This is a genomic window from Gluconacetobacter diazotrophicus PA1 5 (assembly GCF_000067045.1).
GTDB lineage: Bacteria > Pseudomonadota > Alphaproteobacteria > Acetobacterales > Acetobacteraceae > Gluconacetobacter > Gluconacetobacter diazotrophicus.
Genome location: NC_010125.1, coordinates 3,546,945 through 3,573,130, shown reverse-complemented (window position 1 = coordinate 3,573,130; position 26,186 = coordinate 3,546,945). Strand labels below are relative to the sequence as shown.

21 protein-coding genes, 1 other RNA gene and 1 pseudogene are annotated in these 26,186 nt (G+C 67.4%); 17 read left to right on the top strand and 6 right to left on the bottom strand.

Annotation, left to right across the window (positions count from 1 at the left end; translation table 11 throughout):
• Window positions 1–9: 9 nt before the first annotated feature.
• On the bottom strand, window positions 10–417 hold the full coding sequence (gene clpS / locus GDI_RS16460; protein WP_012554659.1) for an ATP-dependent Clp protease adapter ClpS: 408 nt from the start codon (window positions 415–417) through the stop codon (window positions 10–12).
• Window positions 418–738: 321 nt separating this feature from the next.
• On the opposite strand from clpS, the gene GDI_RS16455 reads away from it, so the two are divergent.
• The 3 genes from GDI_RS16455 to ggt all read left to right on the top strand — a co-directional run bounded on the left by GDI_RS16455 (window position 739) and on the right by ggt (window position 4,785).
• A complete protein-coding gene (locus GDI_RS16455; RefSeq protein WP_050935146.1) occupies window positions 739–1,851 on the top strand; it encodes a D-alanyl-D-alanine carboxypeptidase family protein in 1,113 nt (370 codons plus the stop codon).
• Between the two features lie 233 nt (window positions 1,852–2,084).
• Window positions 2,085–2,876, top strand: coding sequence for a type I methionyl aminopeptidase (gene map, locus GDI_RS16450; protein ID WP_012228097.1), 792 nt, complete (start codon window positions 2,085–2,087; stop codon window positions 2,874–2,876).
• 85 nt (window positions 2,877–2,961) lie between these two features.
• Window positions 2,962–4,785, top strand: coding sequence for a gamma-glutamyltransferase (gene ggt / locus GDI_RS16445; protein WP_041249539.1), 1,824 nt, complete (start codon window positions 2,962–2,964; stop codon window positions 4,783–4,785).
• A gap of 3 nt (window positions 4,786–4,788) precedes the next feature.
• On the opposite strand, the gene nudC is transcribed toward ggt, so the two are convergent.
• The gene (gene nudC, locus GDI_RS16440) at window positions 4,789–5,733 is read right to left on the bottom strand and encodes an NAD(+) diphosphatase (protein WP_012228093.1); all 945 of its coding nucleotides are present in this window, start codon (window positions 5,731–5,733) and stop codon (window positions 4,789–4,791) included.
• A gap of 68 nt (window positions 5,734–5,801) precedes the next feature.
• Between nudC and ffs the strand changes: the two genes are divergently transcribed.
• The 6 genes from ffs (at window position 5,802) to folB (ending at window position 10,228) form a co-directional block, all read left to right on the top strand.
• Window positions 5,802–5,898: signal recognition particle sRNA small type (gene ffs / locus GDI_RS19340), an RNA gene on the top strand.
• A 95-nt stretch (window positions 5,899–5,993) separates the two neighbouring features.
• A complete protein-coding gene (locus tag GDI_RS16435) occupies window positions 5,994–8,057 on the top strand; it encodes a DNA polymerase III subunit gamma/tau (protein ID WP_012554663.1) in 2,064 nt (687 codons plus the stop codon).
• Between the two features lie 13 nt (window positions 8,058–8,070).
• Entirely contained in the window at window positions 8,071–8,394 is a 324-nt protein-coding gene (locus tag GDI_RS16430; protein WP_012228088.1) for a YbaB/EbfC family nucleoid-associated protein, read from the top strand.
• 21 nt (window positions 8,395–8,415) lie between these two features.
• Window positions 8,416–9,009: a recombination mediator RecR gene (gene recR / locus GDI_RS16425; RefSeq protein WP_012228086.1), complete on the top strand. Its 594-nt coding sequence runs from the start codon at window positions 8,416–8,418 to the stop codon at window positions 9,007–9,009.
• A gap of 14 nt (window positions 9,010–9,023) precedes the next feature.
• On the top strand, window positions 9,024–9,815 hold the full coding sequence (locus GDI_RS16420) for an SDR family oxidoreductase (protein ID WP_012228079.1): 792 nt from the start codon (window positions 9,024–9,026) through the stop codon (window positions 9,813–9,815).
• An 11-nt stretch (window positions 9,816–9,826) separates the two neighbouring features.
• Complete coding sequence (gene folB, locus GDI_RS16415; protein WP_012228076.1) at window positions 9,827–10,228, top strand: dihydroneopterin aldolase; 402 nt, start codon at window positions 9,827–9,829, stop codon at window positions 10,226–10,228.
• A gap of 170 nt (window positions 10,229–10,398) precedes the next feature.
• Here folB and GDI_RS16410 read toward each other — a convergent pair whose 3' ends face one another.
• Window positions 10,399–10,725 carry a TIGR02300 family protein gene (locus GDI_RS16410; protein ID WP_012554665.1) on the bottom strand — a complete coding sequence of 109 codons (327 nt, stop codon included), beginning with the start codon at window positions 10,723–10,725 and terminating at the stop codon, window positions 10,399–10,401.
• A 198-nt stretch (window positions 10,726–10,923) separates the two neighbouring features.
• On the opposite strand from GDI_RS16410, the gene aroA reads away from it, so the two are divergent.
• From aroA to rpsA, 3 genes are all read left to right on the top strand, one after another.
• Window positions 10,924–12,273: a 3-phosphoshikimate 1-carboxyvinyltransferase gene (gene aroA / locus GDI_RS16405; protein ID WP_012228072.1), complete on the top strand. Its 1,350-nt coding sequence runs from the start codon at window positions 10,924–10,926 to the stop codon at window positions 12,271–12,273.
• Window positions 12,270–12,929: a (d)CMP kinase gene (cmk, locus tag GDI_RS16400; RefSeq protein ID WP_012228070.1), complete on the top strand. Its 660-nt coding sequence runs from the start codon at window positions 12,270–12,272 to the stop codon at window positions 12,927–12,929. The genes aroA and cmk overlap by 4 nt, the downstream gene beginning before the upstream one ends.
• A 248-nt stretch (window positions 12,930–13,177) precedes the next feature.
• Window positions 13,178–14,893 (top strand): 30S ribosomal protein S1, encoded by a 1,716-nt coding sequence (gene rpsA, locus GDI_RS16395; RefSeq protein ID WP_012228068.1) that lies wholly within the window; start codon window positions 13,178–13,180, stop codon window positions 14,891–14,893.
• 133 nt (window positions 14,894–15,026) lie between these two features.
• Here rpsA and GDI_RS16390 read toward each other — a convergent pair whose 3' ends face one another.
• Window positions 15,027–15,983: a TauD/TfdA dioxygenase family protein gene (locus GDI_RS16390; RefSeq protein WP_012228066.1), complete on the bottom strand. Its 957-nt coding sequence runs from the start codon at window positions 15,981–15,983 to the stop codon at window positions 15,027–15,029.
• A gap of 347 nt (window positions 15,984–16,330) precedes the next feature.
• On the opposite strand from GDI_RS16390, the gene GDI_RS16385 reads away from it, so the two are divergent.
• From GDI_RS16385 to GDI_RS16375, 4 genes are read left to right on the top strand one after another with little or no spacing between them, the layout of a single operon-like run.
• The gene (locus tag GDI_RS16385; protein ID WP_408735203.1) at window positions 16,331–18,628 is read left to right on the top strand and encodes a TonB-dependent receptor; all 2,298 of its coding nucleotides are present in this window, start codon (window positions 16,331–16,333) and stop codon (window positions 18,626–18,628) included.
• A gap of 3 nt (window positions 18,629–18,631) precedes the next feature.
• Entirely contained in the window at window positions 18,632–19,624 is a 993-nt protein-coding gene (locus GDI_RS16380) for an MFS transporter (RefSeq protein WP_012228062.1), read from the top strand.
• Window positions 19,624–19,977, top strand: a complete 354-nt coding sequence (locus GDI_RS18660) for a hypothetical protein (protein WP_012228061.1) — start codon at window positions 19,624–19,626, stop codon at window positions 19,975–19,977. The genes GDI_RS16380 and GDI_RS18660 overlap by 1 nt, the downstream gene beginning before the upstream one ends.
• 56 nt (window positions 19,978–20,033) lie before the next feature.
• A complete protein-coding gene (locus tag GDI_RS16375; RefSeq protein ID WP_012228060.1) occupies window positions 20,034–21,026 on the top strand; it encodes an aldo/keto reductase in 993 nt (330 codons plus the stop codon).
• Window positions 21,027–21,145: 119 nt separating this feature from the next.
• On the opposite strand, the gene GDI_RS16370 is transcribed toward GDI_RS16375, so the two are convergent.
• Window positions 21,146–22,495 carry an IS1182-like element ISGdi13 family transposase gene (locus tag GDI_RS16370; RefSeq protein ID WP_012228059.1) on the bottom strand — a complete coding sequence of 450 codons (1,350 nt, stop codon included), beginning with the start codon at window positions 22,493–22,495 and terminating at the stop codon, window positions 21,146–21,148.
• 99 nt (window positions 22,496–22,594) lie between these two features.
• Between GDI_RS16370 and GDI_RS16365 the strand changes: the two are divergent.
• Window positions 22,595–23,417, top strand: a pseudogene (locus GDI_RS16365) (IS5 family transposase).
• Between the two features lie 16 nt (window positions 23,418–23,433).
• Here GDI_RS16365 and GDI_RS16360 read toward each other — a convergent pair.
• Window positions 23,434–26,145, bottom strand: a complete 2,712-nt coding sequence (locus GDI_RS16360) for a M16 family metallopeptidase (protein ID WP_173363386.1) — start codon at window positions 26,143–26,145, stop codon at window positions 23,434–23,436.
• Window positions 26,146–26,186: the final 41 nt, after the last annotated feature.

Here is a 26,186-nt window from a genome sequence, read left to right as displayed (position 1 = left end):
CGTCCCCGTCTAGTCCTTTTCGATGGTGCATTGCAGCGGGTGCTGGTTCTGCCGTGCGAGGTCCATGACCTGGGTCACTTTCGTCTCCGCGACCTCGTAGGTGAACACGCCGCAGACGCCCACGCCCCGCTTGTGGACATGCAGCATGATGTCGGTCGCCTCGTCCCGCGACTTCTGGAAGAAGCGTTCCAGCACGTGCACGACGAATTCCATCGGCGTGTAGTCGTCGTTCAGCATCAGGACCTTGTACATCGCGGGCTTGCGCGTCTGCGGCCGGGTTCTGACGACCACGCCGATGGTGGGCGAATCCGGATTGTCGGATTGTCCGTCCTGGTTGCCGCCCTCGCGTCGCGTCGGGGAATTGCCGCCATGGGCCCGCGTGTGCCCGCGTGGCCATGCGTCGCGGGGGGCGGTCATCGAATGCCGGACGGGAGGAAATGAAGCAGCCATGGTCTTACCATATTGGATGGGCGTGGCGGGTTGAAAGAGCGCGGAGAGGGAAATTAAGCATGTTTTGCGGCGGAACGATGATCAAATCGGCTGTCGCGTGCGCATCCATGACCGCACCGGGGTGCATGGATGAATGACATGGCCACGAAAAAGCTGCATTTTCTTCCGGTTATCGTTCTTTGCTCTGGACGGGTTCCGGAAAATGACCATAAAGTCGCCGAATATGATGCGGATCCTGTGACGGGGGAACGGGCGTTGGCCGACGGCTCATGGACGGACAGGCGGGGGATGGACGCCGGGCGGGGATGGTTCGCCCGACTGCGTCATGTCGCGGCATCGGGGCGCGGGAAGGTGCTGCGCCTGTCCTTCGCCCTGTCGGTGGGGTGCGCCGCCGTCATGGCGGGCTTCGTGCCCCGGGCCCATGCCCAGTATGTCGGCCAGATCAGCTCGATCGTCATGGACGCCCGCACCGGGGCGATCCTGTCGCAATCCAATCCCGACCTGCAGCGGTTTCCCGCCAGCCTGACCAAACTTATGACGCTGTACCTGGCGTTCAAGGCCCTGCATGCCGGCCAGATCACGCTGGACCAGTCGGTGCCCGTGTCGGCCCATTCCGCATCGATGGAACCGTCGAAGCTGGGCCTGATGCCGGGCAGCTACCTGACGGTCGAACAGGCGGTGCTGGGGCTGGTGACCAAGTCGGCCAACGACGCGGCCTGCGCCCTGGGCGAACTGATGGGCGGCGGGGATGAGGGCCGGTTCGCCGACCTGATGACCCGTCAGGCCCGGGCGCTGGGGATGACCAGGACCACCTTCCGCAACGCGTCCGGCCTGCCGAATGACGAGCAGGTGACATCGGCGCGCGACCTGGCGCTGCTGACGCGGCAGATCATCACCGAATTCCCGGATTATTATCATTATTTCTCGGTCCCGGCCTTCTATTTCCACGGGCGGCAGGTGCCCAACCACGACCCGATGCTGCGGATCTATCCGGGGGCGGACGGGCTGAAGACCGGATACACGACCGATGCCGGCCGCAACCTGGTCACGTCCGCGATTCGCGAGAACGTGCGCCTGATCGGCGTGGTGCTGGGCGCGCGGACCAACCCGCAGCGCAGCGCCGTCATGGCCAGCATCCTGGATGACGGGTTCCGCCAGGAAGGGGTGGCGGACGTGCGCCGTCCGCTGGTGCTGGCGCGCGGGCATCGCGGCCGGGCGGCGATCATGCTGGCCGCGGCCGCGCGGGCGGCCAATGCGGGCCCCGAACAGGTGGCCGAAGCGCCCGTGGCCCCCCGCCGCCATGGCGTGGCGCGACATGCGCACGCCCGTGTTCCGGCGCATGTCCATATGGTCGCGGCCGGTCATGTCGCGCACCGTCGTCGTGGACACAACCAGGGCTGAGGCTGTTTCAAAAACCCTGCTGCCGGCGATCCGACGCGCGTTTCCTGTGCTCCGATGCTCACGGCCCGTAAGGCCGCTCTCGCCCGGTATCAGGGCTTTTGAAACAGCCTCGGGCAGGCTCGGTTGACAGGATCATTGGACCATCGCCCTTGCCTTGACGGAGCGCGCCGCGCATTTATCCCCCCTGGTGATGCCGTTCTGCGGCTGGACTGGGAGAGCGAGGGGGCATCGACATGGACGGTGACACGGACGCACGGCGCGTCATTCTGCATACGGCCGAGGATTTCGCCGGGATGCGTGCGGCAGGACAGTTGGCGGCGCGCACCCTGGACATGATCGCGCCGCATGTCCGCGCCGGGGTCACGACCGAGGCGCTGGACAAGCTGATCCATGATTTCATGCTTGATCACGGGGCGACGCCCGCCACGCTGGGCTATCGCGGCTATCCGAAGTCGAGCTGCATCTCGCTCAACCACGTCGTCTGTCACGGCATCCCGGGCGAGCGCCAGTTGCAGGACGGCGATATCCTGAACATCGACGTGACCGTGATCCTGGACGGCTGGTTCGGCGATACCAGCCGCATGTATACGGTGGGTCCGGTCTCGCGGAAGGCCGAGAAGCTGATCGATGCGACCTACAAGGCGCTGATGCTGGGAATCGGCCAGGTGGCGCCGGGCAAGACGCTGGGCGATATCGGGCACGCGATCCAGACCTATGCCGAATCGCACCGGTTTTCGGTGGTTCGCGATTTCTGCGGCCACGGCATCGGCCGCACCTTCCACGCCGCGCCGAACGTGCTGCATTACGGCCGCCCCGGGCAGGGGCTGGTGCTGCGCCCGGGCATGTTCTTCACCATCGAGCCGATGCTCAATGGCGGCCGGCCGGACGTGAAGGTGCTGGATGACGGCTGGACAGCCGTGACGCGCGACCGCTCGCTCTCGGCCCAGTTCGAACACATGCTGGGCGTGACCGAGGACGGGTGCGAAGTCTTCACCCACTCGCCCGCGGGCATGGAGCGTCCGTAAAAACGCGCCGAAGGCGATCCGGCGTTGCCAATCCGATGCGGGCTGCGGAAGATAGGTCTCCAAAGCCCCCATTGAAGGATTGATAATGCGGTATTTCCCTGTGCGACGGCGCTGTGCGGCGATCATGCTGGCGGGTTCGATGCTGGCGGGCATGGCGACGCCCGGCATGGCCGCGCCGGCCGGATCGGCACCGGCGGTGCAGGGGCCGGCGGTGCAGGGGGATGTGCTGACCTTCGGTGGCGAGGGGACCATGCAGGCGCCGCTGCCGCCGGCGGCGGGCGCGCACGGCATGGTGGTGTCGGCGCAGCACCTGGCCTCCGAAGTCGGGGCCCGCATCCTGGCCCAGGGCGGCAACGCGGCGGATGCGGCGGTCGCGGTGGCCTATGCGCTGGCCGTCGTCTATCCGGCGGCCGGCAATATCGGCGGCGGGGGCTTCATGACGCTGCGGACGCCCGACGGACATGCCGTGTTCATCGATTTCCGCGAACACGCGCCGCAGGCCGCGACCGCCACCATGTTCCAGGATGCCAAGGGCGCGGTCATTCCCAACCTGTCGATCGTGGGATGGAAGGCCGTGGGCGTTCCCGGCACCGTGGCGGGCATGGACCTGGTCCTGCGGCGCTGGGGGCACCTGACGCGGCAGCAGGTCATGGCCCCGGCGATCGCCCTGGCACGGGACGGCTTCGTGCTGGCGGAGGGGGACGTGCAGTTGCTGGACACCTCGACCGCCGATTTCGCGCGCGACCCCCAGGCCCGCAAAATCTTCCTGCGTCCCGACGGCACGCCGCTCCAGGTCGGGGACCGGCTGGTGCAGGCGGACCTGGCAAAAAGCCTGGCCCTGATCGCGCGTGACGGTGCCGCGGCGTTCTATCGTGGCCCCATCGCCGCGCAGATCGCGCAGGCCAGCCAGGCGGGGGGCGGCATCCTGCGGACCGACGACCTGCGCCGCTACGCGCCGCGCGTCATGGCGCCGCTGACCTGTTCGTATCGCGGCTATCGCATCGATACCGCCCCGCCGCCCAGCGGCGGCGGCGTGGCGCTGTGCGAGATGCTGAACATCCTGTCCGGGTACGACATGCACGCGCTGGGGCTGCACACCGCCCCGGCGGTCCAGCGCGAGGTCGAGGCGATGCGCCACGCCTATGCCGACCGGCAGGACCTGGGCGATCCGGCCTTCGTGCGGAATCCGGTGCAGCATCTGGTCGATCCGTCCTATGCGCGGCAGGTGCGCGACGCGATCCCGACCGACCGGGCCGTGCCCTCGGCCGACCTGCGCCCGGGCGAGGCCCAGCCGGAAAAGCACGAGACGACCCAGTTCTCGGTCATCGACGGCAAGGGGCTGGCGGTGTCCGTCACCTATACGCTGAACGGCTGGTTCGGCGCCAAGGTCATGGGCGGGAACACCGGCATCTTCATGAATGACGAAATGGACGATTTCTCGTCCCGGCCGGGCGTTCCCAACATGTTTGGCATCGTCGGCAGCGCCGCCAACGCCGTCGCGCCGGGCAAGACGCCGCTGTCGTCGATGTCGCCCACCATCCTGTCGCGCGACGGCAAGGCGGTGATGGTCATCGGCAGCCCCGGTGGGTCGCGGATTCCGACCATCGTGCTGTCGGTGATCCTGGGCGTGGTCGATTACGGGCTGGACATCCAGCAGGCGGTCGACCTGCCGCGCATCCACGAACAATGGCAGCCCGAACCGGTCGAGGTCGAGAAGGGCGCGCTGTCGGACGCGGTGGCCGCGACCCTGACGCAGGAAGGCTACAAGATCGCGCCCCATGCCCCCTGGGGCGTCGCCGAGGGCATCCTGGTCGGCGGCCCGCGCCTGGGTGCGGCCGCGACGGGCGGGGCGCGCTATTATGGCGGGTTCGACCGGCGCCATGCCGGGGGGGCAGCCGTCGGGGAGTAGGCCCTATTCCAGCCAGTCGTCGATCATCCGCCGGGCGATGGTCGTCGGCCCGGGCAGGGTGAAACCCAGTGCGGCATGGTTGCGCACATCGTCGCGGGTCAGCCACCGGGCTTCCACGATTTCCTCAGGGTCCAGATGCAGCGCATCGGTGTGGGCGATGGCGGTGAAGGCCAGCATCAGGGTTCCCGGATACGGCCAGGGCTGGGCCGAATGATAGCGGATGGTGTCCACCGGGAGTCCGACTTCCTCCATGACCTCGCGGGCCACGGCTTCCTCGGGCGTCTCGCCCGGTTCGACGAAGCCCGCCAGCGCCGACAGGGTGCGGCTTTCGGTGCCGAAGCGGGTGCCGCGCGCCAGCAGCACCCGGTCCTGCCGCTGGACCAGCATGATCACCACCGGGTCGGTGCGCGGAAAATGCAGGTGCGTGGGCTCGGTGGTGCAGGCAAGCCGGTGCCCGGCCTGGTCCGGCCGGTTCGGCGCGCCGCAGGTGCCGCAGAACCGGCTGTGCGCGCGCCAGTGCACCATGCCGCGCGCCTGGGCCAGGATCGCGGCCTCGTCCGGCGGCAGCAGGCCGGCGAGGGGGCGCAGTTCGCGGAACGTGCCGCGTGCGTGGGGAAACACCAGTTCCGGCTGGTCCAGCAGGCTCAGATCCACGACGAACAGCGGGCGTCCGTCCAGATAGCCGAGGAAGACCCAGTTCGACCGGTCCAGGATCTCCGGCGTCAGCAGCGCCGAGCGCCGCGCCGGCAGTTCGATCCGCGCCGAATCGTCCCCATCCTGCACGATCAGGTGCCGGCCGTGCCAGCACGGGACCAGCAGCGTGTCCCCGCAAGCCAGATACGATGCGATGCGGGCGGCGTCGGCGCGATCCTGCGCGGCGCGGTCCACCGGGCTGCCGGAATAGAAATTCCCACCGTTCCGGCCGGGCCTGTAAGGGGTCATCGTCATCGCCGGACTCCCAATCTCGTTTCTACCCTCTTGTGCCCGACACCCGGTTGCGTGTTAAGAAGGCGCCGGGAGATCGGCGATGGACGAGCGCCTTGCCAACCCGGTCAGGTCCGGAAGGAAGCAGCCGCAGTGAGTTTCGCCCGGGTTATCTGTCCGGTCTCCCACCCCGGGACTTTCCTGTTCGATCGCGCCGCCCGGGGACCTTCCACCAGGGGCCCCTCCATCGGGGGAATGGCGCCGTTCCCAGCCCGGAAGCCGTGATGACCGTGTCTTCGGACCAGGACCAATCCGAGGATTCGGGTCTGCCCGTGCCGCCCGATGACGGGCCCGGCCTGTTCGGCGACTCGCCTTCTCCCGCTGCGCCGCCGCCCGCCCCCCTCGTAGCCCCGGTGGCCGCTTCTGGGGGCGCTTCTGGGGCCGCGAAACCGTATCGCGTGCTGGCGCGCAAATACCGCCCGACGACCCTGGACGACCTGATCGGCCAGGATTCGACCGTCCGCATCCTGCGCAACGCCTTCGCGCTGGGCCGGGTGGCGCATGCCTTCATGCTGACCGGCGTGCGCGGGGTGGGCAAGACGACGACGGCGCGCATCATCGCCCGGGCGCTGAACTGCGTCGGGCCGGACGGCACCGGCGGCCCCACCGCCGACCCGTGCGGGGTGTGCGCCAACTGCGTCGCGATCCTGGCAGACCGCCACCCGGACGTGCTGGAAATGGACGCGGCCTCGCGCACCGGCGTGGACGACGTGCGCGAAATCATCGAGGCCACGCGCTTCCGCCCGATGCAGGGGCGCATGAAGGTCTTCATCATCGACGAGGTCCACATGCTGTCGCGCAACGCGTTCAACGCGTTGCTCAAGACGCTGGAGGAACCGCCGGCCCAGGTGACGTTCGTCTTCGCCACCACGGAACTGCGCAAGGTGCCGGTGACGGTGCTGTCGCGCTGCCAGCGATTCGACCTGCGCCGGGTGCCGCAATCCGACCTGGCCGCCCATTTCGGGCGCATCGCCCGGGCCGAGGGCGCGGAATGCACGCCCGACGCGCTGGCGCTGATCGCCCGGGCGGCGGACGGATCGGTGCGCGACGGGCTGTCGCTGCTGGACCAGGCGATCGCCCAAGGCAGCGTCGAGGGGGATGGCGCGGCGCCGATCGGCGCGGAACGCGTGGCCGACATGCTGGGCCTGGCGGACCGCGGGCGGGTATTCGACCTGCTGGAAGCCGTGCTGGCCGGCCAGCCGGACCGCGCGCTGGCCATCACCGACGAGGCCCACGCGCGCGGCGCCGACCTGGGCGTCATGCTGGGGGACGTGCTGGAACTGGTCCATACCGTGTCGCGGCTGAAGGCGGTGCCGGCGCTGCGCCAGTCGGCCGACCTGCCGGAAGCCGAGCGCGAGCGTGGCGGCGCCCTGGCCGACCGGCTGTCGGTGCCGGTGCTGGGGCGGACGTGGCAGATGCTGCTGAAGGGCCTGTCGGAGGTCGAAATGGCCCCCGACCGGCGCGAGGCCGCCGAGATGATCCTGATCCGCCTGTGCTACGTGGCCGACCTGCCGCCGCCGGGCGACCTGGTGCGGCGCCTGACGGAGGGCGGGGAAACCGGGGGCAGCGGATCGGGCGCGCTGTCCGGTGGCCCCGCGCAGGGAACGTCGCAGGGCACTTCGGCATCGGGCCTTTCCGTTCCGGGCCGCCCGGTATCCGGAAACCCGGTCTCCGGCGGGCAGGTCATGGCCCATGGCGGCTTGCGGATGGTCGCCAATGGCGGCGTGCGGATCGCCGACCCGGTGGCCGAGCCGGCGCCTGAACCGGTGCCCGTCGAACCCGCGCCCGAACCGGAGCCGGACGCGGCGGCGCTGACGACGTGGCGCGAGGTCGTGGCCTTCGTGTCCGGGCGCGATGCCATGCTGCACGGCCATCTGCGCCATTCCACCCACCTGGTGGAATTCGCCCCCCCGCGGATCGCGATCCGGGTGGACCGCGCCGGCCTGCCGGGCCTGACGCGGCGGCTGGAAACCCTGCTGCGGCGCGAGACCGGCCAGGCGTGGGAGGTCCGCGCCTCGACCGAGGCCGGGCAGCCGACCCTGGCGGAACAGGGTGCCGAGATCATCCAGTTCCATCGCGCGGCGGCCGAGGCCCATCCCCTGGTGCGGGCGATTTTCGCGCGCTTTCCGGATGCGATTCTGGGGGCCGTGACCGATCATTCGCTTGACGATTACGGTCTTCCGCCCGAAGAGGCGGCATCCGTCGTACTGGCGCCGGATCTGGAATTCGCGCCCCTCGATGCCGAACTGGTGGATGAGGACGATTTGGACGTGAACGACGACAGGTGAGGAGACGACACCGATGAAGAATCTTGCCGGGCTGATGAAACAGGCCACCCAGATGCAGGCGCGCATGGAAGAAATGCAGTCCAAGCTGGAAGGCATGACGATCGAAGGCAGCGCCGGGGCTGGCATGGTGCATGTCACCCTGAACGGCAAGGGCGACATGAAGGCCGTGAAGATCGACCCCAAGCTGGCCGATCCGGCCGAGATGGAAATGCTGCAGGACCTGATCGTCGCGGCGTGCGCCGACGCGCGCAAGCTGCTGGACGAACGCGCGTCCGAGGAAATGAAGAAGGTCACGGGCGGCATGAACCTGCCGGCGGGTCTCAAATTCCCGTTCTGAATCGAACTGGAGGCTGACCGGATGGGCGGCACGGACATCGAACGGCTGATCGCGCTGCTGGCGCGCCTGCCGGGCCTGGGTCCGCGTTCGGCCCGCCGTGCGGCGCTGGCGCTGCTGCGCCAGCCCCAGGCGCGGATGCTGCCGCTGGCCCAGGCGATGGAGCAGGCGGCGCGGTCGGTGCGCACCTGTTCGTCCTGCGGCAACCTAGATACGCATGATCCCTGCACCATCTGCGCCGATCCCGGCCGCGATCGCGGCCTGGTCTGCGTGGTCGAGACGGTGGGGGATCTGTGGGCGCTGGAACGCGCCGGCGTGCATCGCGGCGTCTATCAGGTGCTGGGCGGCACGCTCTCGGCCCTGGCGGGCATGGGGCCGGATGATCTGAACGTGGCGTCGCTGCTGGCGCGGATCGAACAGGGCGGGGTGCGCGAAATCATCCTGGCGCTGGGCGCCACGGTCGATGGCGCCACCACGGCGCACTGGCTGCAGGACCGGCTGGCCGCCTTCGACGTGCCGGTCAGCCGGGTCGGGCAGGGGGTGCCGATGGGCGGCGCGCTGGACGTGCTGGACGACGGCACGCTGGCCGCAGCCCTCATGGCGAGACGACCTGCTTAAAAATCTGGGGGTGAATGACGATGTGGCCGATTCCCGCTGCGATTCCGCGCGTTGCCTTCGTCACCGGGGGCGCGGTTCGTCTGGGGCGGGCCATGGCCCTGGCGCTGGCCGATGCCGGGTTTTCGGTCGCCATCCATTACCGCTCCGGCCCGGACGAGGCGCGCCGCACCGTGGAGGAGATTTCGGCCCGGCGGCAGCGCGCCTGCATGCTGGCGGCCGACCTGGCGGACGAATCCCAGGTGATGTCGCTTCTGGCGCGGGTGCGCGACGAACTGGGGCCGGTCGGCGTGCTGGTGAACAATGCCAGCACGTTCGAGCGTGACGAATGGAACGATGCGACCCGCGCGGGGTGGGACGCGCATCTGGAGCCCAACCTGCGCGCGCCCTTCGTGCTGATGCAGGATTTCGCCCGCCACCTGCCCCAGGGCGCCGAAGGCATGGTGCTGAACATGCTGGACGAGCGCGTCTGGTCTCTGACGCCGCATTTCGTCAGCTACACCGTGTCGAAATCCGCGTTATGGACGTTGACGCGCAGCATGGCGCTGGCCCTGGCGCCGCGGCGCATCCGGGTGAACGCCATCGGCCCCGGCCCGGCGCTGCCCAGCCCGCGCCAGACGCAGGCGCAGTTCGCGCGGCAATGCGCCTCGGTGCCGCTGGGCCATGGGACGAATCCCGAGGAGGTCGCCCGCGCCGCCCTGTCGCTGCTGTGCCTGCCGTCGGTGACGGGGCAGATGCTGGCGCTCGATGGCGGGCAGCACATGCAATGGTCGCCGGCCCCGCCCGCCGGCCAGATCCTGGAAGAATAGAGGCCGACCCGATGTCCATTTTCGCCGCCTGGCCGGAACAGCCGCCGCTGCGCCGCGTGTTCCTCAAGGACATGGTGCTGCATGCCAATATCGGCATCTATCCGCACGAACAGGGCGTGACCCAGCGCATACGGGTCAATATCTCGTTCGGCGTGGAGGACGAACCGGGCCTGACCGTCGGCCGGGACGATCTGAGCCGCACCGTGTCCTATGAGCGAATCGTGCTGATGGTGCGCCGGATCATCGCCGAGGGCCACGTGCGCCTGGTCGAGACCCTGGCCGAACGGATCGCCATCGGCGTCCTGACCGACGATCGCGTGATCGTCGTGCGGGTGCGGGTCGAAAAACTGGATATCTTCGACGACCTGGACGCCGTGGGCGTGGAAATAGAACGCCGCCGCCCGGCGGCGTAAGCCATTAAAGAAGAGTCAGCCAGTTCAGGAACGGGATCTGGTGAGCGAGAGTGCCGCGAAGCGGCACGGCCGTCGCGTGTTTCCGAGCACCGGAGCGGCCTTGATGGCCGCGAGCACCGGAGCACAGGAAACGCGCGATGGATCGCCGCCAGGTCGCGTTTATGGACTGGCTAGTGGTCGTTTTCGTCCGAGTCGGTGCTGACATCGATATCGGCGCTGATCTCGTCATCGTCGTCGTCCAGGTCGGACGTGTCTTCCATGACGTCGTCGTCGCCGGCATCCTCGTCATCCAGTTCGACGGCATTGTCGATGTCGTCTTCGCCCTTCGCAGGCTTCTGGGTATCGGGCACGACGTCGGGGGCGCGGCGCAGGCGGGGCACGTCCGCCGGCTGCTCGGTGCCGCACTTGGGGCAGATCACCGGGCTCTTGTTCAGATCATAGAAACGGGCGCTGCAGGAGACACAGACGCGCTTGGTGCCGAGAGTGGGCTGGGCCATCTTGAACCTGTCGATCCTGAATGGTGTTGGACAAAAGCTGCGGCGAAAGAGCGGCACAGGGCGCAGCCCCATGCCAGCTTGCGCGCCGGCTGTCAAACCGCGATCGTGCCCCCCGGGATCGTCCCGCCGCTTTTTTTGCCGCGTTGGCGCGCGATGGCGATTGACTTCATCGCCAACAATCCGGAAGGGAATGACCCCATGGATACCGTGCACGCCCTTGCCCCGCGCCCGCTGACCGTCCGTGCGGCCGCCGCCCCCCTTTCCGGTTCCGTCGCGGTGCCGGGCGACAAGTCGATCAGCCATCGCGCGCTGATGTTCGCGGCCCTGGCGCGCGGCGAAACCCGGATTTCCGGCCTGCTGGAAGGCGAGGACGTGCTGCGCACCGCCGACGCCATGCGGGCGCTGGGCGCCGTGGTCACGCGCACCGGTCCCGGCGCATGGCACGTGACGGGCCGGGGGCTGGGCACGTTGCAGGAACCGGCCGACGTGCTGGACATGGGCAATTCGGGCACCGCCGCGCGCCTGCTGTCCGGCATCCTGGCCAGCCATGGCATTTTTTCGGTGATGACGGGGGACGCCAGCCTGCGCGGCCGGCCGATGAAGCGGGTGACGGACCCGCTGGCCGCCACGGGGGCCACCTTCCTGTCGCGGGCGGGCGGGCGCCTGCCGCTGGCCATCAACGGTGTCGCCGATCCCGCGCCGCTGTCCTATCGCCTGCCGGTCGCCTCGGCGCAGGTGAAATCCGCCGTGCTGCTGGCCGGGCTGAACGCCGCCGGCACCACCCGGGTCGAGGAACCGGTGGCCACCCGCGACCATACCGAAAACATGCTGCGCCATTTCGGCGCCGAGGTGACGGTGGAGGCGCTGGGCGCCGGCGGCCGCACCATCACCCTGGTCGGGCGGCCCGACCTGGTGGCGCGTGACGTGGTGGTGCCGGGCGACCCGTCTTCGGCCGCGTTCGTGCTGGTGGCGGCGCTGCTGGTACCCGGGTCGTCCGTGACCGTGCGCGGCGTAGGGCTGAATCCGCTGCGCACCGGCCTGTTCACCACCCTGCGCGAGATGGGGGGCGACCTGCGCCTGTCGAACGAGCGCGTGGAGGGCGGCGAGCCGGTGGGCGACCTGACGGCCGTCGCGGGCCCGCTGCACGGCGTGGACGTTCCCGCCGACCGCGCGCCGTCGATGATCGACGAATACCCGGTGCTGGCCGTCGCCGCCGCCCACGCCACGGGCCGGTCGCGCTTTCGCGGCCTGGAGGAACTGCGGGTCAAGGAAAGCGACCGCCTGGCCGCGACGGTGGCGCTGCTGCAGCGCAACGGCGTGGAGGTGGAGGTCGTGGGCGACGACATGATCGTCACCGGCACCGGCGGGGCGATACCCGGCGGCGGAGTGGTCGAAACGCGGATGGACCACCGCCTGGCCATGAGCGCCACCGTGCTGGGCCTGGCCGCCAGGACCCCGGTCGGGGTGGACGACACCGCGTTCATCGACACCAGCTTCCCGGGCTTCATCGACCTGATGAACGGGATCGGCGCGGCGCTGACGCCATGAGCCGCCTTCCGCTGATCATCGCCATCGACGGCCCGGCCGCCGCGGGCAAGGGCACGCTGGCGCGTCGCCTGGCCGAGTCCCTGGGCCTGCCGTATCTGGATACCGGGTTGCTCTATCGCGCGGTGGGGCGGCGGATGCTGGATGCCGGGCTGGACCCGGCGACCGACGCGGCCGAGGACCAGGCGCGGCGGATCACCCTGGCGGACCTGGAACGCGACGATCTGCGGGTGCCGGCGGTCGATCGCGCGGCCAGCCTGGTCGCGTCGCAGCAGGCGGTGCGGACCATCCTGGTCGACACGCAGCGCAATTTCGCCCGGGCCGGCGGCGGGGTGCTGGACGGGCGCGACATCGGCACCGTCATTTTCCCCGATGCGCCGGTCAAGCTGTTCATCACGGCCTCGCCCACCGCGCGGGCCCGCCGGCGGTGGGAACAGATGGCCGCCGACCTGGACGCGCCGGACCGCGCGGCGCAGATCGCCCGGGTCGCGGCGGAACTGGCGGCCCGCGACGCCGCCGATGCCGGCCGCGCCGTGGCCCCCCTGCGGGCCGCGCCCGACGCGGTGCTGATCGATACCGACGCGATGACGGCGGACGAGGTCCTGGCCGAAGCCCTGCGGATCGTCCGCTCCCGGACCGGGCGTCTCACGACGGTGTGAGGCTCTTTTGCCACGGCGGGGGCCGCCGGGCGCTTGTTTGTGTTGACAGGCCGGGGGTCGAGGGTGTCTGTGCTTTGCACGCGCTAGGCCCCGCACGCGTGGGGGCGGCGTCGATATCATCGGCCGTCAGGCATGCCGCGACAAGGGTCGCGGATACAGCCGGGCAAGTCGTTCCGCAGCGAAACGTGGCGGTGCGCAAGAACGTCCGGCCTGCCTCGCGGTCCGGATACGGGATTTACAGGTACCTCATGGCTTCAGCCACCTTACAGTCCTCCACCGATCATTTCGGCGGCGAGGATTTCGCGACCCTTCTTGACGAGACCCTGGGCCGCGACACCGCATTCGACGGTTCGGTCGTCACCGGCCGCGTCGTGCGCCTGACCGACGAATTCGCCATCGTCGATGTCGGCCTCAAGAGCGAAGGGCGCGTGGCGCTCAAGGAATTCGGCCCGCCGGGCGCCAGCCCCGACGTCAAGCCGGGCGACGTGATCGAACTGTTCGTCGAGCGGTACGAGGATCGTGACGGCTCCATCGTCCTGTCGCGCGAGAAGGCGCGGCGCGAGGAAGCCTGGACGAACCTGGAAAAGGCGTTCGAGGGCAACCAGCGCGTCAACGGCACGATCTATGGCCGCGTGAAGGGTGGCTTCACCGTCGATCTGGGCGGCGCCATGGCCTTCCTGCCGGGCAGCCAGGTCGATATCCGCCCCGTGCGCGACGTCACCCCGCTGATGGGCGTGCCGCAGCCGTTCCAGATCCTGAAGATGGACCGCGCCCGCGGCAACATCGTCGTCTCGCGCCGCGCGGTGCTGGAAGAGACGCGTGCCGAGCAGCGCAGCGAACTGATCCAGGGCCTGAAGGAAGGCATGATCCTGGACGGCGTGGTCAAGAACATCACCGACTACGGTGCGTTCGTCGACCTGGGCGGCGTGGACGGCCTGCTGCATGTCACCGACATCGCCTGGAAGCGCATCAACCACCCGTCCGAGGCCCTGCAGATCGGCCAGCCGGTCCGCGTGCAGGTCATCCGCTTCAACCCGGACACGCAGCGCATCTCGCTGGGCATGAAGCAGCTCGAGGCCGATCCGTGGGAGAACGTGGCGATCAAGTATCCGCCGGGTGCCCGCTATTCCGGTCGCGTCACCAACATCACCGACTACGGCGCGTTCGTCGAGCTGGAGCCGGGGGTCGAGGGCCTGGTGCACGTTTCCGAAATGTCCTGGACGAAGAAGAACGTCCATCCGGGCAAGATCGTCGCGACCTCGCAGGAAGTCGACGTCATGGTCCTGGACGTGGACAGCGGCAAGCGCCGTATCTCGCTGGGCCTGAAGCAGGTGCAGCGCAACCCGTGGGAGCAGTTCGCCGAAGAGCACAAGATCGGCTCGACGGTCGAGGGCGAGATCCGCAACATCACCGAGTTCGGCCTGTTCATCGGCCTGTCCGCGGACATCGACGGCATGGTCCACATGTCCGACCTGTCGTGGGACGAGCCGGGCGAGGTCGCCATGACCCATTACGAAAAGGGTCAGGTCGTCCAGGCCAAGGTGCTGGATGTCGATGTCGAGAAGGAACGCATCTCGCTGGGCATCAAGCAGCTGCATGAAGATCCGGCCGCCGACGCGCTGGGCAAGGTGCAGAAGGGTGCGGTCGTCACCTGCATCGTGACCGCCGTCCAGTCGAACGGCATCGAGGTCAAGGTCGACGACGTGCTGACCGGCTTCATCCGCCGCGCCGAACTGGCCCGCGACAAGGCCGACCAGCGTCCGGAGCGTTTCGCCGTGGGCGAGCGCGTCGATGCGAAGATCGTCTCGGTGGACCGTGCGGCCCGCAAGCTGGCCCTGACCATCCGCGGCCGCGAGGTCGAGGAAGACAAGCAGGCCATCAACGAGTACGGCTCGTCCGACAGCGGTGCCTCGCTGGGCGACATCCTGGGTGCCGCGATCCGTCGCCGCAACGCCGAGGGCTGATCGCTCCCGCCAGGGATCGAAAGAAGGGGGCGGTGCCGGCGACGGCACCGCCCCTTTTCTTTTTGGACGGCTAATCGGCCGGTTCTCCCGGTCCGGAACGGTTCGATCATGCACCCTGGCAGGAAGCGGAGGGTTACGCCTCGGCGCGGGCCGTCCAGTGGTAGGGCGTTTCGAGCAGGAGGCGGGGATTGGGCTGGCCGTCGATGATCTGCTCGCTTTTGCGTCCATCGACACTGACAGGCGTATCGCCCACCAGCGTGACCCGTTGCAGTTCGCGGGGATGATCGCCGAAATCGGCAATGGCACGGTGCAGGGCCGCGCGATTATCCCACATCGCGACGTCGCCGGGCTGCCAGTGCCATGTGATCGTGTTTTCCGGCCGCGTGACGTAGGACAGGAACAGGTCCAGCAGCGCGCGGGAATCCGGCAGGTTGAAGTCCACCAGCCGTTTGACGAAGTTGCCCAGGATAAGGCTCTTTTCGCCTGTCTCGGGATGGACGCGCACCAGAGGGTGGCGGGTTTCGAAGATGCGCGCGGCGAACACGTTGGCCGACCAGCGGATGAAGTCCCAGTCGCGTTCCACGACAAGGTCCGTGTGATCGTAATCGTCATTGGTATGGATCGCCCACAGCTTGTCGGCCAGTTCCTGCAACGGTTGGGGCAGGGCCTGGTACGCGGTGGCGGTATTGGCCCACAGCGTCGCCCCGCCATAGGGCGCGGTATGGACCGAGCGCAGGATGGACGCCTTGGGGTAGGTGGCCATGAACGTCATGTCGGCGTGCCAGGTGTTGGCGGCCCGCCCCTTCTGCGCCTTGAGCTCGAAAATATGGTTCGTGCCCTTCGCGCTGGCCACGGTGGGATGAGCGACCAGCGTGCCGAAACGTGCGCCAAGCTGTTCCTGACCGGCGCTGTCGAGTGACTGCTGGCGGAAGAAGATCACCTTGTACTCGAGCATGGCCTTGTAGACAAAGGCGACATCCTGCTCCGACAGGTCGGGCGAGAGCGTGATCCCGTGGATTTCGGCACCGATATTTCCACCCAGGCGGGTCAGGGTGGGGCGGGCTGGAGAGGGCTGCGGATGGAAAGACATCGGACCGGGTTCCTATAAACAACGAAAAAATTATGTATTAATGTTGCCCAGGGCGGCATGCGTCATATTCGGTAATTTATATATTTAAGAATAACTTAACGAACGGTCGCGCATGGCATCCTGGGATACCCACAGGGAAAAATACCGCGAGGCGCCAGGGCTGCTCGCGCTATAATCCCCCCACTGATTCGTTAATATATCGCATCACCGCAGATTCACAACATTGACACGTGGTGTTTCCGTGCCGGATAAAACGATTCGTTATCGCATTTGCATAAATGCACGTTTTAATGGTGAAATTATCGATGTCAGTCATGCCCCCTGGTTTGCGCCGAATTGTCTGGAGTATGTCCGTGACGTCGCTGGGCTGTGCCCTGAGCATGAATGCGGGCGCGGCAAGCACCGCCCCGCAGAAGCGTGCCGTAGGGGTTCACGGCCGGCCGGAGGCTGCTGCCGGCTCCGGCTCCGGCACCGCGCAGCCCGTGAAGACGGAGGAGGTCACGGTCAGCGTGCGCCGCCGCAGCGAACCCCTGCAGAAGGTCCCGGTTGCGACTTCGGTCTATACCGCAAGCCAGGCGCGGCGCGATAATGTCCATGATTTGCAAGGAATTTTCGAATTCGTTCCCTCGGCCAACTTCCGCGCCAATGCCTCGTCCAAGGACAGGGCGATCTTCATACGCGGGATCGGCACCATTTCGACGTCGCCGGGGGTGGAGCCATCGGTCTCGACCGTGATCGACGGGGTGGTGCTGGCGCGGCCGGGCATGGCCACGACCGATATCGTGGGCTTGAGCCAGGTGGAGGTCATGCGCGGGCCGCAGGGCACGCTGTTCGGAAAAAACGCCTCCGCCGGCGCGGTCAATATCGTGACCGACAGGCCGACGGCGGATTTCCATGCCTATACCGAAGGGTCGTATTTCTCGGGGAACGAGTATCGGCTGACGGGCGGCGTGTCCGGCACGCTGGTGCCGTCGAAGCTGATCGCGAACGCTGATTTCCTGGTCGGCGGGTTTGACGGCAACGTCACCAACATCGCCAGCAACACGATGGTGAACGGGTACGAACACCGTGGCGTGCGCTCGAAATTCCTATGGACGCCGGATGATCGCACGCAGGTCACGTTGGGCCTGGACTATATGTACCAGAACGACCTGGTGCCGAGCGGGGTCTATTCCTCGACCTCGCAGATTGCCTTTCCCACGAACGTGGCCACGTCCAATCCGACGCTGGCGGCGGCCCTGAAGGCGGAAGGCATTACGCCCTCGCGCAACAACACCGAGGTCAGCAACAATATCCAGAGCCGTTCCGTGGACCATTCAGGGGGGGCATCCATCACCCTGGACCGGGAATTCGCCGGCGGATACAAGCTGACATCCATTTCGGGCTACCGCCGCTGGCAGAATGTCCAGGACCAGGATTACGACGGTCTGGGTTCCGTGCCGGCGGGCGTGACCAATGTCCATGATCATGGGCTGCTCAATTTCTGGCAGGCATCCGAAGAGGCGCGCGTCGCCTCTCCGCGCGGTCATTTCTTCGACTATGTCGCGGGGTTCTACTACCTGCACAGCCTGGACCAGGAAGTGTACAGCCGCGACGTGCTGGTCGGCACGCCCGCGACGCCCAACCCGGGCTACGGCGTTTCGCATTATGGCATAGCCAACAACAACTATGCCGTTTTCGCCGAAGGAAACCTGAACTTCACGAAGCGCTTTCGCGGCATCCTGGGGTTGCGCCTTCTGCGTGACGACCTAGCGTACAACATGGCGCGCAACTCGACCGCGACGGCGGCCAATCCGGTCCTGGGCATCCGCCCATCCTATGCCTCGACCGGCTCCACGTCGCAGAACGGTTATGTGGACCGGATCGGACTGCAATATGACGTCCTGTCCGACATGCAGGCGTATTTCACCTATTCCCACGGCTACAAGGGTCCGGCGTACAACACGTTTTTCAACATGCAGGCCACGGATGCGCAGGTGCTCAGGCCCGAGCAGAACAATACGTACGAGATCGGGTTGAAATCGCAGTTCTGGCACCGTCGGATCACCGCGAATTTTGCCGCCTTCATCGAGGATTTTTCAAACTTCCAGGCCAATTTCCTCGACAATGTGAACGGGGGCGCGGTCTATCGCATGATCAATGCCGGCTCGGTTTCCTCCAAGGGTGTGGAAGGCGATATTTCCGCGCATGTCCTGCGCGACCTGACCCTGGGCGGAAACCTCACCTACGACTATGCCGTGGTGGACCGGTTCAACTGCCCGGCCGGCGCGCCGGCATCGTGCAACGTCAATGGCGAGCCGCTGCCCTTCGCCCCGCGCTGGAAATTCGTGCTGAATGCCGACTACACCCGCGCGCTGAACGATCGTTTCTCCGTCTCGGTGGACAGCGACTACACCTGGCAGAGCCGCACGCAGTTCGCGCTGACCGAAACGCCCGATACGGTGCAGAAGGCTTACGGCATCTGGAACATGAGCACGACCCTGCGTGACAGCAAGCTCAGGCTGCAGCTCTCGCTGGTCATGCGCAATGCCATCAACACCCATTATCTGTCCTACATCAGCTATGGCGTCCTGGGCGGCACGGCGGATTTCCTGCCGCGCGACTACGGACGGTATGGCGGCTTCGTCCTGCGCAAGGAATTCTGAATCATGGCCCGTGCATTCAGGCTCCGGGCGGGATTTCCGCCTGCCACGCTGATCGTGTTGTGCCTGATCGTCGTGGTGTCCACGGCGGACCGGCAGATCATCGCCCTGATCAAGCCGGTGCTGGACCGGACATTCGGCTGGAGCACGCGCGATTACGCCCGGATCTCGCTCTGGACGCAGGTCGCCTCCGCCGGCAGCCTGCTGGTCTCGGGCTGGCTGGTGGACCGGTTCGGCTCGCGCCGGGTGCTGGGCACCGCGTTGGCGGGCTGGAGCCTGATGACCGTCCTGCATGCGGTGGTGACGTCGGTGCGCGGCTTCGTGCTGGTGCGCGCGACGCTGGGCGCGCTGGAGGGCGCGGGCATGCCCAGCGTGATGAAGGTCGTGGCCACCACCGTGCCGCGCGCCGAACGGGGCCGGTTGATCGGCATGGTCAACGCCGTGCCCAACGTGGCGGCGGTGCTCACCCCCGTCCTGGCGGGGCTGTTGCTGCCCTGGGTCGGGTGGAAGGCGCTTGTGGCGGGGCTGGGCGCGACCGGGCTGGTACTGGCGGCGCTGTGGTGCGCCGGCCTGCCGAAGGCACGGCCCGCCCGCGAGGATGGGGCCGCGCAACCCGCGCGGACGGACGGGTCCCGAAGCGAGGCAGGTAGCCTCGCACATGGGGATGTGCGGCGCTTCGTCGCGGTGTTTTCCCTGTGCAAGGTGCTGTCGGACGCGACATGGTGGCTGCTGCTGTACTGGCTGCCCGATATCCTGCACACGCAGTTCGGCCTGGGGCTGCGCGGCGTGGGCGTCGCGTCGGGCGCGGTGTATGTCGGGGCCGGGCTGGGGTCCGTCCTCGGCGGGGTGCTGCCGGCGCTGCTGCCGGCGCATGCGGGATCGCGCGAGCGGGCGCGGCGCACGGTCATGGGCGGTGCGGCGCTGTGCGTCGTGCCCATGCTGTTCGTCCATGCCACCCACACGGGCCTTGCGGGAATCGGGCTTTTGCACTGGGCCTGATGGCGCATCAGGTTTTTTCGACCAACCTGTTCGGGATCGTGACCGAATGGGCGCCCTCCGCCCTGGTGGGGCGCGTGATGGGCATTGGCGCGTTCTGCGGCAACCTGGGTGGCGCGGCCCTGCTGTGGCTGACCGGCTTCGTGCCCATGCCGTTTGTCCTGGGGGCCTGCAGCCTGTCCTATCTGGCGGCATGGGGCGTTCTGCGCGCCTGGGCGGGGCCGGGGTGGCTGGAGCGCGCCTTCCGGTCCGCACCGTCTGGCGCGGGGCCTGAAATTCCCGCCGGGATATCCCTGAACGCGGCTTCCGCGCCGCCTGCCGGATCGTCTTCCGGGGTGTCCCCGTGTGTGGCCTGACGCCGTGTGGCGTCAGATGTCATGTGTGTTCATCGTTTTGACAGGATAGCGTTTTTATGGACTGGTTTCCTTCTCCTGCCCGGTACGACACGGCATCCTTCAGGCGGTGCGGGCGTTCCGGCCTGGACCTGCCCCCCATATCGCTGGGGCTGTGGCATAATTTCGGGGACACCGATGTGTTCGCGACGGGGCGCGCGGTGATCCGGCGTGCGTTCGACCGGGGCGTGACGCATTTCGACCTCGCGAACAATTACGGCACGCCCTACGGTTCGGCCGAACGGAATTTTGGCGAGATCCTGAAAAGGGATTTCCGCGCGCATCGCGACGAGCTGGTCATTTCCACAAAGGCGGGATGGGACATGTGGCCCGGTCCGTACGGCAATGGCGGGTCGCGCAAGTATGTGCTGTCCTCGCTGGACCAGAGCCTCGGGCGCATGGGGCTCGAGTACGTGGATATTTTCTATTCCCACCGTCCGACCCCCGATGTCCCGCTGGAGGAAACCGTGGGCGCGCTGGTCCACGCGCACCGCCAGGGCAAGGCGCTGTATGTCGGGATTTCGTCCTACGACGCGGACAGCACGCTGCAGGCGGCGGCGCTGCTACGCCAGGCGGGCGTGCCGCTGCTGGTGCATCAGCCTGTCTATTCGCTGCTGAACCGCGCGATCGAACGGGACCTGTTTGCCGCGCTGGAACAGGTCGGCGCGGGGTGTGTCGTCTTCTCGCCCCTGGCGCAGGGACTGCTGACCGACAAATACCTGGATGGCGTTCCGGCGGAATCCCGTGCCGCCAGAAGCCGGTATCTGGACCCGGAGGTGCTGACGCCCGCGCTGCTCGATGCCATACGTGGCCTGGACGGGCTGGCGCGTGCACGCGGGCAGAGCCTGGCGCAGATGGCCATTGCGTGGACCCTGCGCGATGCGCGGGTCACGTCGGCCATCGTGGGCGCGCGCACCGTGCCGCAACTGGACGAAACGCTGGATGCCGTGCGCAACATTGCGTTCAGCGAGGCCGAACTGGCGCGGATCGAGCAGATCCTGTCGGTGCTGTAGAAAAACCGCCTGCCCCGGTTCGTATTCGGGGTAGGCGGCCGGTGGTCCCTGGTGTTTCGCTCTTAGCAGGCTGTCGGATTGGGCGCTGCCGTAGTGATGAGTGATGGCGACGACGGCGTTTATGCGGCCGTCAGTCGCGTGATCCTACGGCAATTATATGCGAGGGCGACGAGCGTCCATTCTGTTGCGACGTTGGGGAGGCCACGGAGATGGAAACGGGTGAAGCCCATGGCGCTCTTGATGATACCGAAGACCGGTTCGACGGTCTGCTTGCGTAAGGCGTAAAGGGCTTTTGCCGGGTTCTGTTGCAGCCTGGCCTTCATTTCCAGGCGCCAGGGCTCGGTGATCCGGCGCGGCTCCCTGGGTGGCGGTTCTGGCCGGAAGTCATAAGGGCGCCGATTCACAGGGCGTCCGATGGCGACCAGCGGGTCCACGCCGCTGGCCTGCAACGTTTCGACGGCTTTGCCGCTGGCGAAACCCGTGTCGGCGAGGACGGTTCGTGGCAGGCCGATCCTCTCCTCCATACCCAGGATGGTGGCGGCGAAGCTGGGCGCGTCCGCCGTCGTCGCAACGACGCCATTTTCCAAGATCAACTGGCTGCCCTCGGCACATCCATATGACACGGCCTGGGCATTGTAGGCTTGCCGGTATTCATGCGCGTCGGAGCGGCGCATCAGCTTGCTGTCCGGATCGGTCAGGTTGATCTGCCGGTCTGGTGGCGGTTCATCGTCCGGTTCTTTCGGCGGCCGACCGCGCCGTCCCCGCTTCGCATCAAAAGCTGCCTTCTTGCGCTCATATTCTGGTCGGGCGGTCTTGGCCTGCTCGCGGGCTTCCGCCTCCAGTCGCGCACAGGCTTCATCCAGCTTTGCCTTCAGAGCCTCCCGCCGGGCCAGTTCCTCCGGCAACGCCTGATGATCCACATCGGTTGTATCCACCGCCTCTGCCCGTTCCATCAGGGTGGAGATATCGGTAACCAGTTTCTCGCGCAGCTCTTTCGCGCGATCATAACGAATGGAACGGTATTTCGAGGCATTGGCATCGATCTTCGTGCCGTCGATCGACACCGTGCCAAGCCGCACCAGTCCCGTCTCGCGTGCCAGCAGGAGTACATGCATGAACGCTGCCTCGATCGCCGTGCGGTTGCCGCGCCGGAACGTCGCGATCGTGTCATGGTCAGGATGCAGGTTCGCCGCCACAAAGCGCATACCGATATCACGATATGTCGCCCGTTCGATCCGACGCGATGAGAACACGCCGTTCGCATAGGCGTAAATCAGCAGCGCCAGCATCAGGCGCGGATGATACTGCGCCTTGCCGCCAGTCCGCACAGGAACGGAAAATGCCCTCAACGGCACCCGCTCTACCGCCGCCACGATGAAATGCGCCACATCGTCCGACGGCAGCCATGACTTCAGATCCGGCGGCAGAAGATACGGCTGCGATCGATCAAACGGAATGAAGCTGCTCATCCTGAAAGCTTACCGCAGATCGCCAGAGCCAGGTACCCCAACCCGACAGCCTGCTTAGAGCCTGTTTGGAAAGTCGCTGAAGTGTGATTCAAGCTCTGGATGTGGACGCCAGAGCAGAGAGGCCGCATGGCCAGGATTACCCGCAAGACGAAGCGTTATCCGTCTGATATGACGGAGGAGGAATGGGCGCGCATCGCGCCACTGATGCCCGAGCCGGGACGCACGGGGCGTCCGCGCGAGATCGAATTCCGCGAGGTGATCAACGCGGAGGGGGGGGGGGGGGGATCCTCCTTCTCTTTTCCAATTCTTCCCATCCATTTCGGCATTGGCCTACGGTCTATGGTTGGTTCAGGAATTGGCCCGGCGGTTCCTGTTCCAGACCATTCATGATGTGGAACTGATGCTTGACCGGGAGCGCTCGGGCCGTGAAGCCAGCCCTTCGGCCGGAGTGATCGACAGCCAGAGCATCAAGGCGCCGCACGCGAAAACAAGAGGTTACGACGCTGGAAAGAAGATTGTCGGGCGCAAGCGGCATATCGCCGTGGATACGGACGGACGCCTGCTGATGGTCAACCTGACGCCGGCGGACATCTCCGACAGCGCCGGAGCGCAGATGATCCTGGACGCGATCCGCAAGCGCTGGCCGTGGGTCAAGCATCTATTCGCGGACGGTGCCTATGACCGGCTCCAGTTGATGGACAAGGCTGCCTACCTGGACTTCGTCGTCGAGGTGATCCGTCGCAGGGACGGAGCGAAAGGCTTTGAGGTTCTCCCCCGGCGCTGGGTCGTGGAGCGAACCTTCGGATGGATGACCCGATGGCGACGCCTCGTGCGCGATTACGAGCGTCGCATCGATGTCTCACAGGCCATGATCTTCGTCGCCATGGGCGCCAATCTCACCCGAAGAAACGCTCATCCATGACTTTCCAAACAGGCTCTTAGCGGATCGAGGCCGGGCCCTTGACGATTTCCGCCAGGTCGGTGGGGCGGACCCAGGTGCGGAAGGCTTTCTGCACGTCGGCGGCGGTCATGGTGTAATAGGCGCGGGCGGCCGTGTCGGGGGTGTCCAGCGGCAGGCCCAGATTGACCAGGTGCAAATCCTCGGCCGCGATGGAATCCAGGCTGGCGCGTTGCAGCGGCAGACCGCGCAGCAGGGATGCCTTGGCCAGTGTCAGTTCGTCGTCGGACACCGGCTGGGCCTGCAGGGCGACGACATCGTGGATGGCGGCGTCGCGGGCGCGGCCGACCTTGTCGGGGTCGGCGCCGAAGCTGATGCTGTAGCCGCCGCGATGGCGCGACCATGAAAAATTGCTGCTGACGGAATAGACGTAGCCGGTCCTGACCCGCAGGTCGCGATACAGGCGCGAGGAGAATCCGTCGCCCAGGATCTCGTTCCCCACGCTCAGCGCGAAATGGTCGGGATGGGACGCGGTCAGGCCCAGGCTTTCGGCCAGGATGGCCGAATCCTGCACGCTGGTATGATCCGGCACCTCGGTCCGCGCGGCGCGGCTGTCGGGGCGCGGCGGCAGGTCCACCGTGGGGGTAGGGCCGGCGGGCCGGGGCCAGGCGCCGAAGGTGCGGCCCACGACGTCGCGCGCCCGGTCGGGCGTGATGTCGCCCGCCACCACGATGGTGGTCAGGTCCGGCCGGTAGGCGCTGGCGTAGAAGGCGCGCACGTCCGACAGGCTCAGCCCCATGATCCGGCGCGGATCGGGCTGGCGCAGGGTCGGGTCGCCGGGGGGCGAGACCGCGGCTTTGATCGCGCGGCCGAACAGGTAGTCCGGCGTCTGCAGCAGGCCGGCATAGGATTGTGCCGCCTGCATGCGCACGACCTGGAACGCCTGGTCCGGGAAGGCGGGATGCAGTTCGTTGTCCGCCAGCAGGCGCATGCCCTGTTCGAAATCCGGCGTCAGGACCGACAGGCTGAAGCCGGGGCCGGCGCTTTCCGTCGCCGCGATGTCGTCCAGCGCCTTCTGGAACGCCAGCCGGTCGAGCGAGCGGGTGCCGTAGCTGAACAAGTCCTCGGTGATCGAGGCTATGCCTTCCTGCCCCTTCGGTTCCTGCATGTCCGCGTTCTGCCGCACCTGCCCGTACACCGAGATGGTGTGGCTGACACGGGCCGGCTGGACGATCAATTGCAGCCCGTTGGGGTAGGTGAAGACGCTGGGCAGGCCCACCGGCGGTGGCAGGGTCAGGGTGGACAGCGCCGTGCGCGCCCAGTCGGGCAGGGCGACCGGATGGTCGGGCGGCGTGGCGAAGGATTCCGATCCGCCGAAGCCCTTGCCGGCCACCGGCTTGCCCGAATCCTCGGGGGTCAACTGGGCGGTGATGGCCTGGGCGGGGTCCAGGATCTGCCGTGCCAGCCGATCGACGTCGGCCACGGTGACGGATTTCAGCGCGGTGCCCAGTTCGTCGGGCGCGTTCAGCCCCATGACGGCCAGCGCCTGCGACCAGTTTTCCGCCAGTCCGCTGATGCTGTTGGCGGAAAAGCCCAGTTGCGCCAGTTCCTTGCGCCGCGCGGCCTCGACCAGGTCGGCGGGGACGCCGTTCCGGCGGATGGCGCCGAGGATCGCGTTGATTTCGGCCAGCAGGGGGGCGGGGTCCTGGCCCTTGGGGAAGGCGGCGACCGCGATGCCGATTCCGGCGTCGGGCTTGGGGGCGAATTCGAACCCGGCGAACAGCGCCTTGCCCGCCGGCACCAGGGCGTACAGCGCGCCCCGCTGGCTGGACAGGACATCGGCCAGGATCTGCGCCGCCGCGTAATCCTTCGACGTCAGGCCCGGCATGCGCCAGGCCACGGTCGTCAGGCCGACGGGATAATCGGTGGGGAAACGCAGGGTCTGCGCCTTGACCGGGCCGGGCGTGACCGGCGTGCGTGCCGGCAGGTCACGGCGCGGAATGTCGCCGAAGGCCGCGCGGACCTGATCGATCGCGCGGTCGGGGTCGATATTGCCGGCAATGACCAGGATGGCGTTGTTCGGGGCGTACCAGCGGTCATAGAACCCGCGCAGCAGGGCGGCGTCGGTCTTGTCGAAGGACGGGCGCGTGCCCAGCGCGTCATGTTCGTACGGCGTGCCGGCGAACAGGATGGATTGCAGGCGCGACAAGTACTGGTAGCTGGGGCTGGACAGGTCGCGCGCCACCTCCTGCTCGATCGCGCCGCGTTCCTTTTCCCAGTCGGCCTCGCTCAGGGCCAGGCCGCGCATGCGCAGCGCCTCGATCCGCAGCATCACGCCCAGATCCTCGGCCGGGGCAGTGTAGAAATACTGGGTGACGTTCTCGGTCGTGTCGGCATTGTAGCTGCCGCCCAGCCGTGCGCCGATGGCCGCCAACTGGTCCTTGTCCAGCCCGGCGCTGCCCCGGAACATCATGTGTTCCAGCGCGTGAGCGGTGCCGGGGAAGCCCTTCGGCGCCTCGCTGGCGCCGACCAGGTAATTGATCTCGGTCGTCACGACGGGGGCCAGCCGGTCGCGGATCACCACCACGCGCAGCCCGTTCGGCAGGGTGGCCCGCACCGCGGCATCGGCCTGTTCGGTCGCCGCCGGCCGCGCTGGCGGCGGGGCTTCGACCCGCGCGGCCATGGCCGAGGGAGGCATGGCCAGAAGAGCCAGGGAGAGGCTTAATGCGGTGGTGGCCAGACGCGCTGTCATGATCTGCTGGATACTCCTGGTGGCCCGGACAGCGTAGACCC

Bases quoted from the DNA above. Each gene is read 5' to 3' on its own strand.
- clpS (WP_012554659.1), bottom strand. From the start codon at position 417: ATGACCGCCCCCCGCGACGCATGGCCACGCGGGCACACGCGGGCCCAT.
- GDI_RS16455 (WP_050935146.1), top strand. From the start codon at position 739: ATGGACGCCGGGCGGGGATGGTTCGCCCGACTGCGTCATGTCGCGGCA.
- map (WP_012228097.1), top strand. From the start codon at position 2,085: ATGGACGGTGACACGGACGCACGGCGCGTCATTCTGCATACGGCCGAG.
- ggt (WP_041249539.1), top strand. From the start codon at position 2,962: ATGCGGTATTTCCCTGTGCGACGGCGCTGTGCGGCGATCATGCTGGCG.
- nudC (WP_012228093.1), bottom strand. From the start codon at position 5,733: ATGACGATGACCCCTTACAGGCCCGGCCGGAACGGTGGGAATTTCTAT.
- GDI_RS16435 (WP_012554663.1), top strand. From the start codon at position 5,994: ATGACCGTGTCTTCGGACCAGGACCAATCCGAGGATTCGGGTCTGCCC.
- GDI_RS16430 (WP_012228088.1), top strand. From the start codon at position 8,071: ATGAAGAATCTTGCCGGGCTGATGAAACAGGCCACCCAGATGCAGGCG.
- recR (WP_012228086.1), top strand. From the start codon at position 8,416: ATGGGCGGCACGGACATCGAACGGCTGATCGCGCTGCTGGCGCGCCTG.
- GDI_RS16420 (WP_012228079.1), top strand. From the start codon at position 9,024: ATGACGATGTGGCCGATTCCCGCTGCGATTCCGCGCGTTGCCTTCGTC.
- folB (WP_012228076.1), top strand. From the start codon at position 9,827: ATGTCCATTTTCGCCGCCTGGCCGGAACAGCCGCCGCTGCGCCGCGTG.
- GDI_RS16410 (WP_012554665.1), bottom strand. From the start codon at position 10,725: ATGGCCCAGCCCACTCTCGGCACCAAGCGCGTCTGTGTCTCCTGCAGC.
- aroA (WP_012228072.1), top strand. From the start codon at position 10,924: ATGGATACCGTGCACGCCCTTGCCCCGCGCCCGCTGACCGTCCGTGCG.
- cmk (WP_012228070.1), top strand. From the start codon at position 12,270: ATGAGCCGCCTTCCGCTGATCATCGCCATCGACGGCCCGGCCGCCGCG.
- rpsA (WP_012228068.1), top strand. From the start codon at position 13,178: ATGGCTTCAGCCACCTTACAGTCCTCCACCGATCATTTCGGCGGCGAG.
- GDI_RS16390 (WP_012228066.1), bottom strand. From the start codon at position 15,983: ATGTCTTTCCATCCGCAGCCCTCTCCAGCCCGCCCCACCCTGACCCGC.
- GDI_RS16385 (WP_408735203.1), top strand. From the start codon at position 16,331: ATGTCCGTGACGTCGCTGGGCTGTGCCCTGAGCATGAATGCGGGCGCG.
- GDI_RS16380 (WP_012228062.1), top strand. From the start codon at position 18,632: ATGGCCCGTGCATTCAGGCTCCGGGCGGGATTTCCGCCTGCCACGCTG.
- GDI_RS18660 (WP_012228061.1), top strand. From the start codon at position 19,624: ATGGCGCATCAGGTTTTTTCGACCAACCTGTTCGGGATCGTGACCGAA.
- GDI_RS16375 (WP_012228060.1), top strand. From the start codon at position 20,034: ATGGACTGGTTTCCTTCTCCTGCCCGGTACGACACGGCATCCTTCAGG.
- GDI_RS16370 (WP_012228059.1), bottom strand. From the start codon at position 22,495: ATGAGCAGCTTCATTCCGTTTGATCGATCGCAGCCGTATCTTCTGCCG.
- GDI_RS16360 (WP_173363386.1), bottom strand. From the start codon at position 26,145: ATGACAGCGCGTCTGGCCACCACCGCATTAAGCCTCTCCCTGGCTCTT.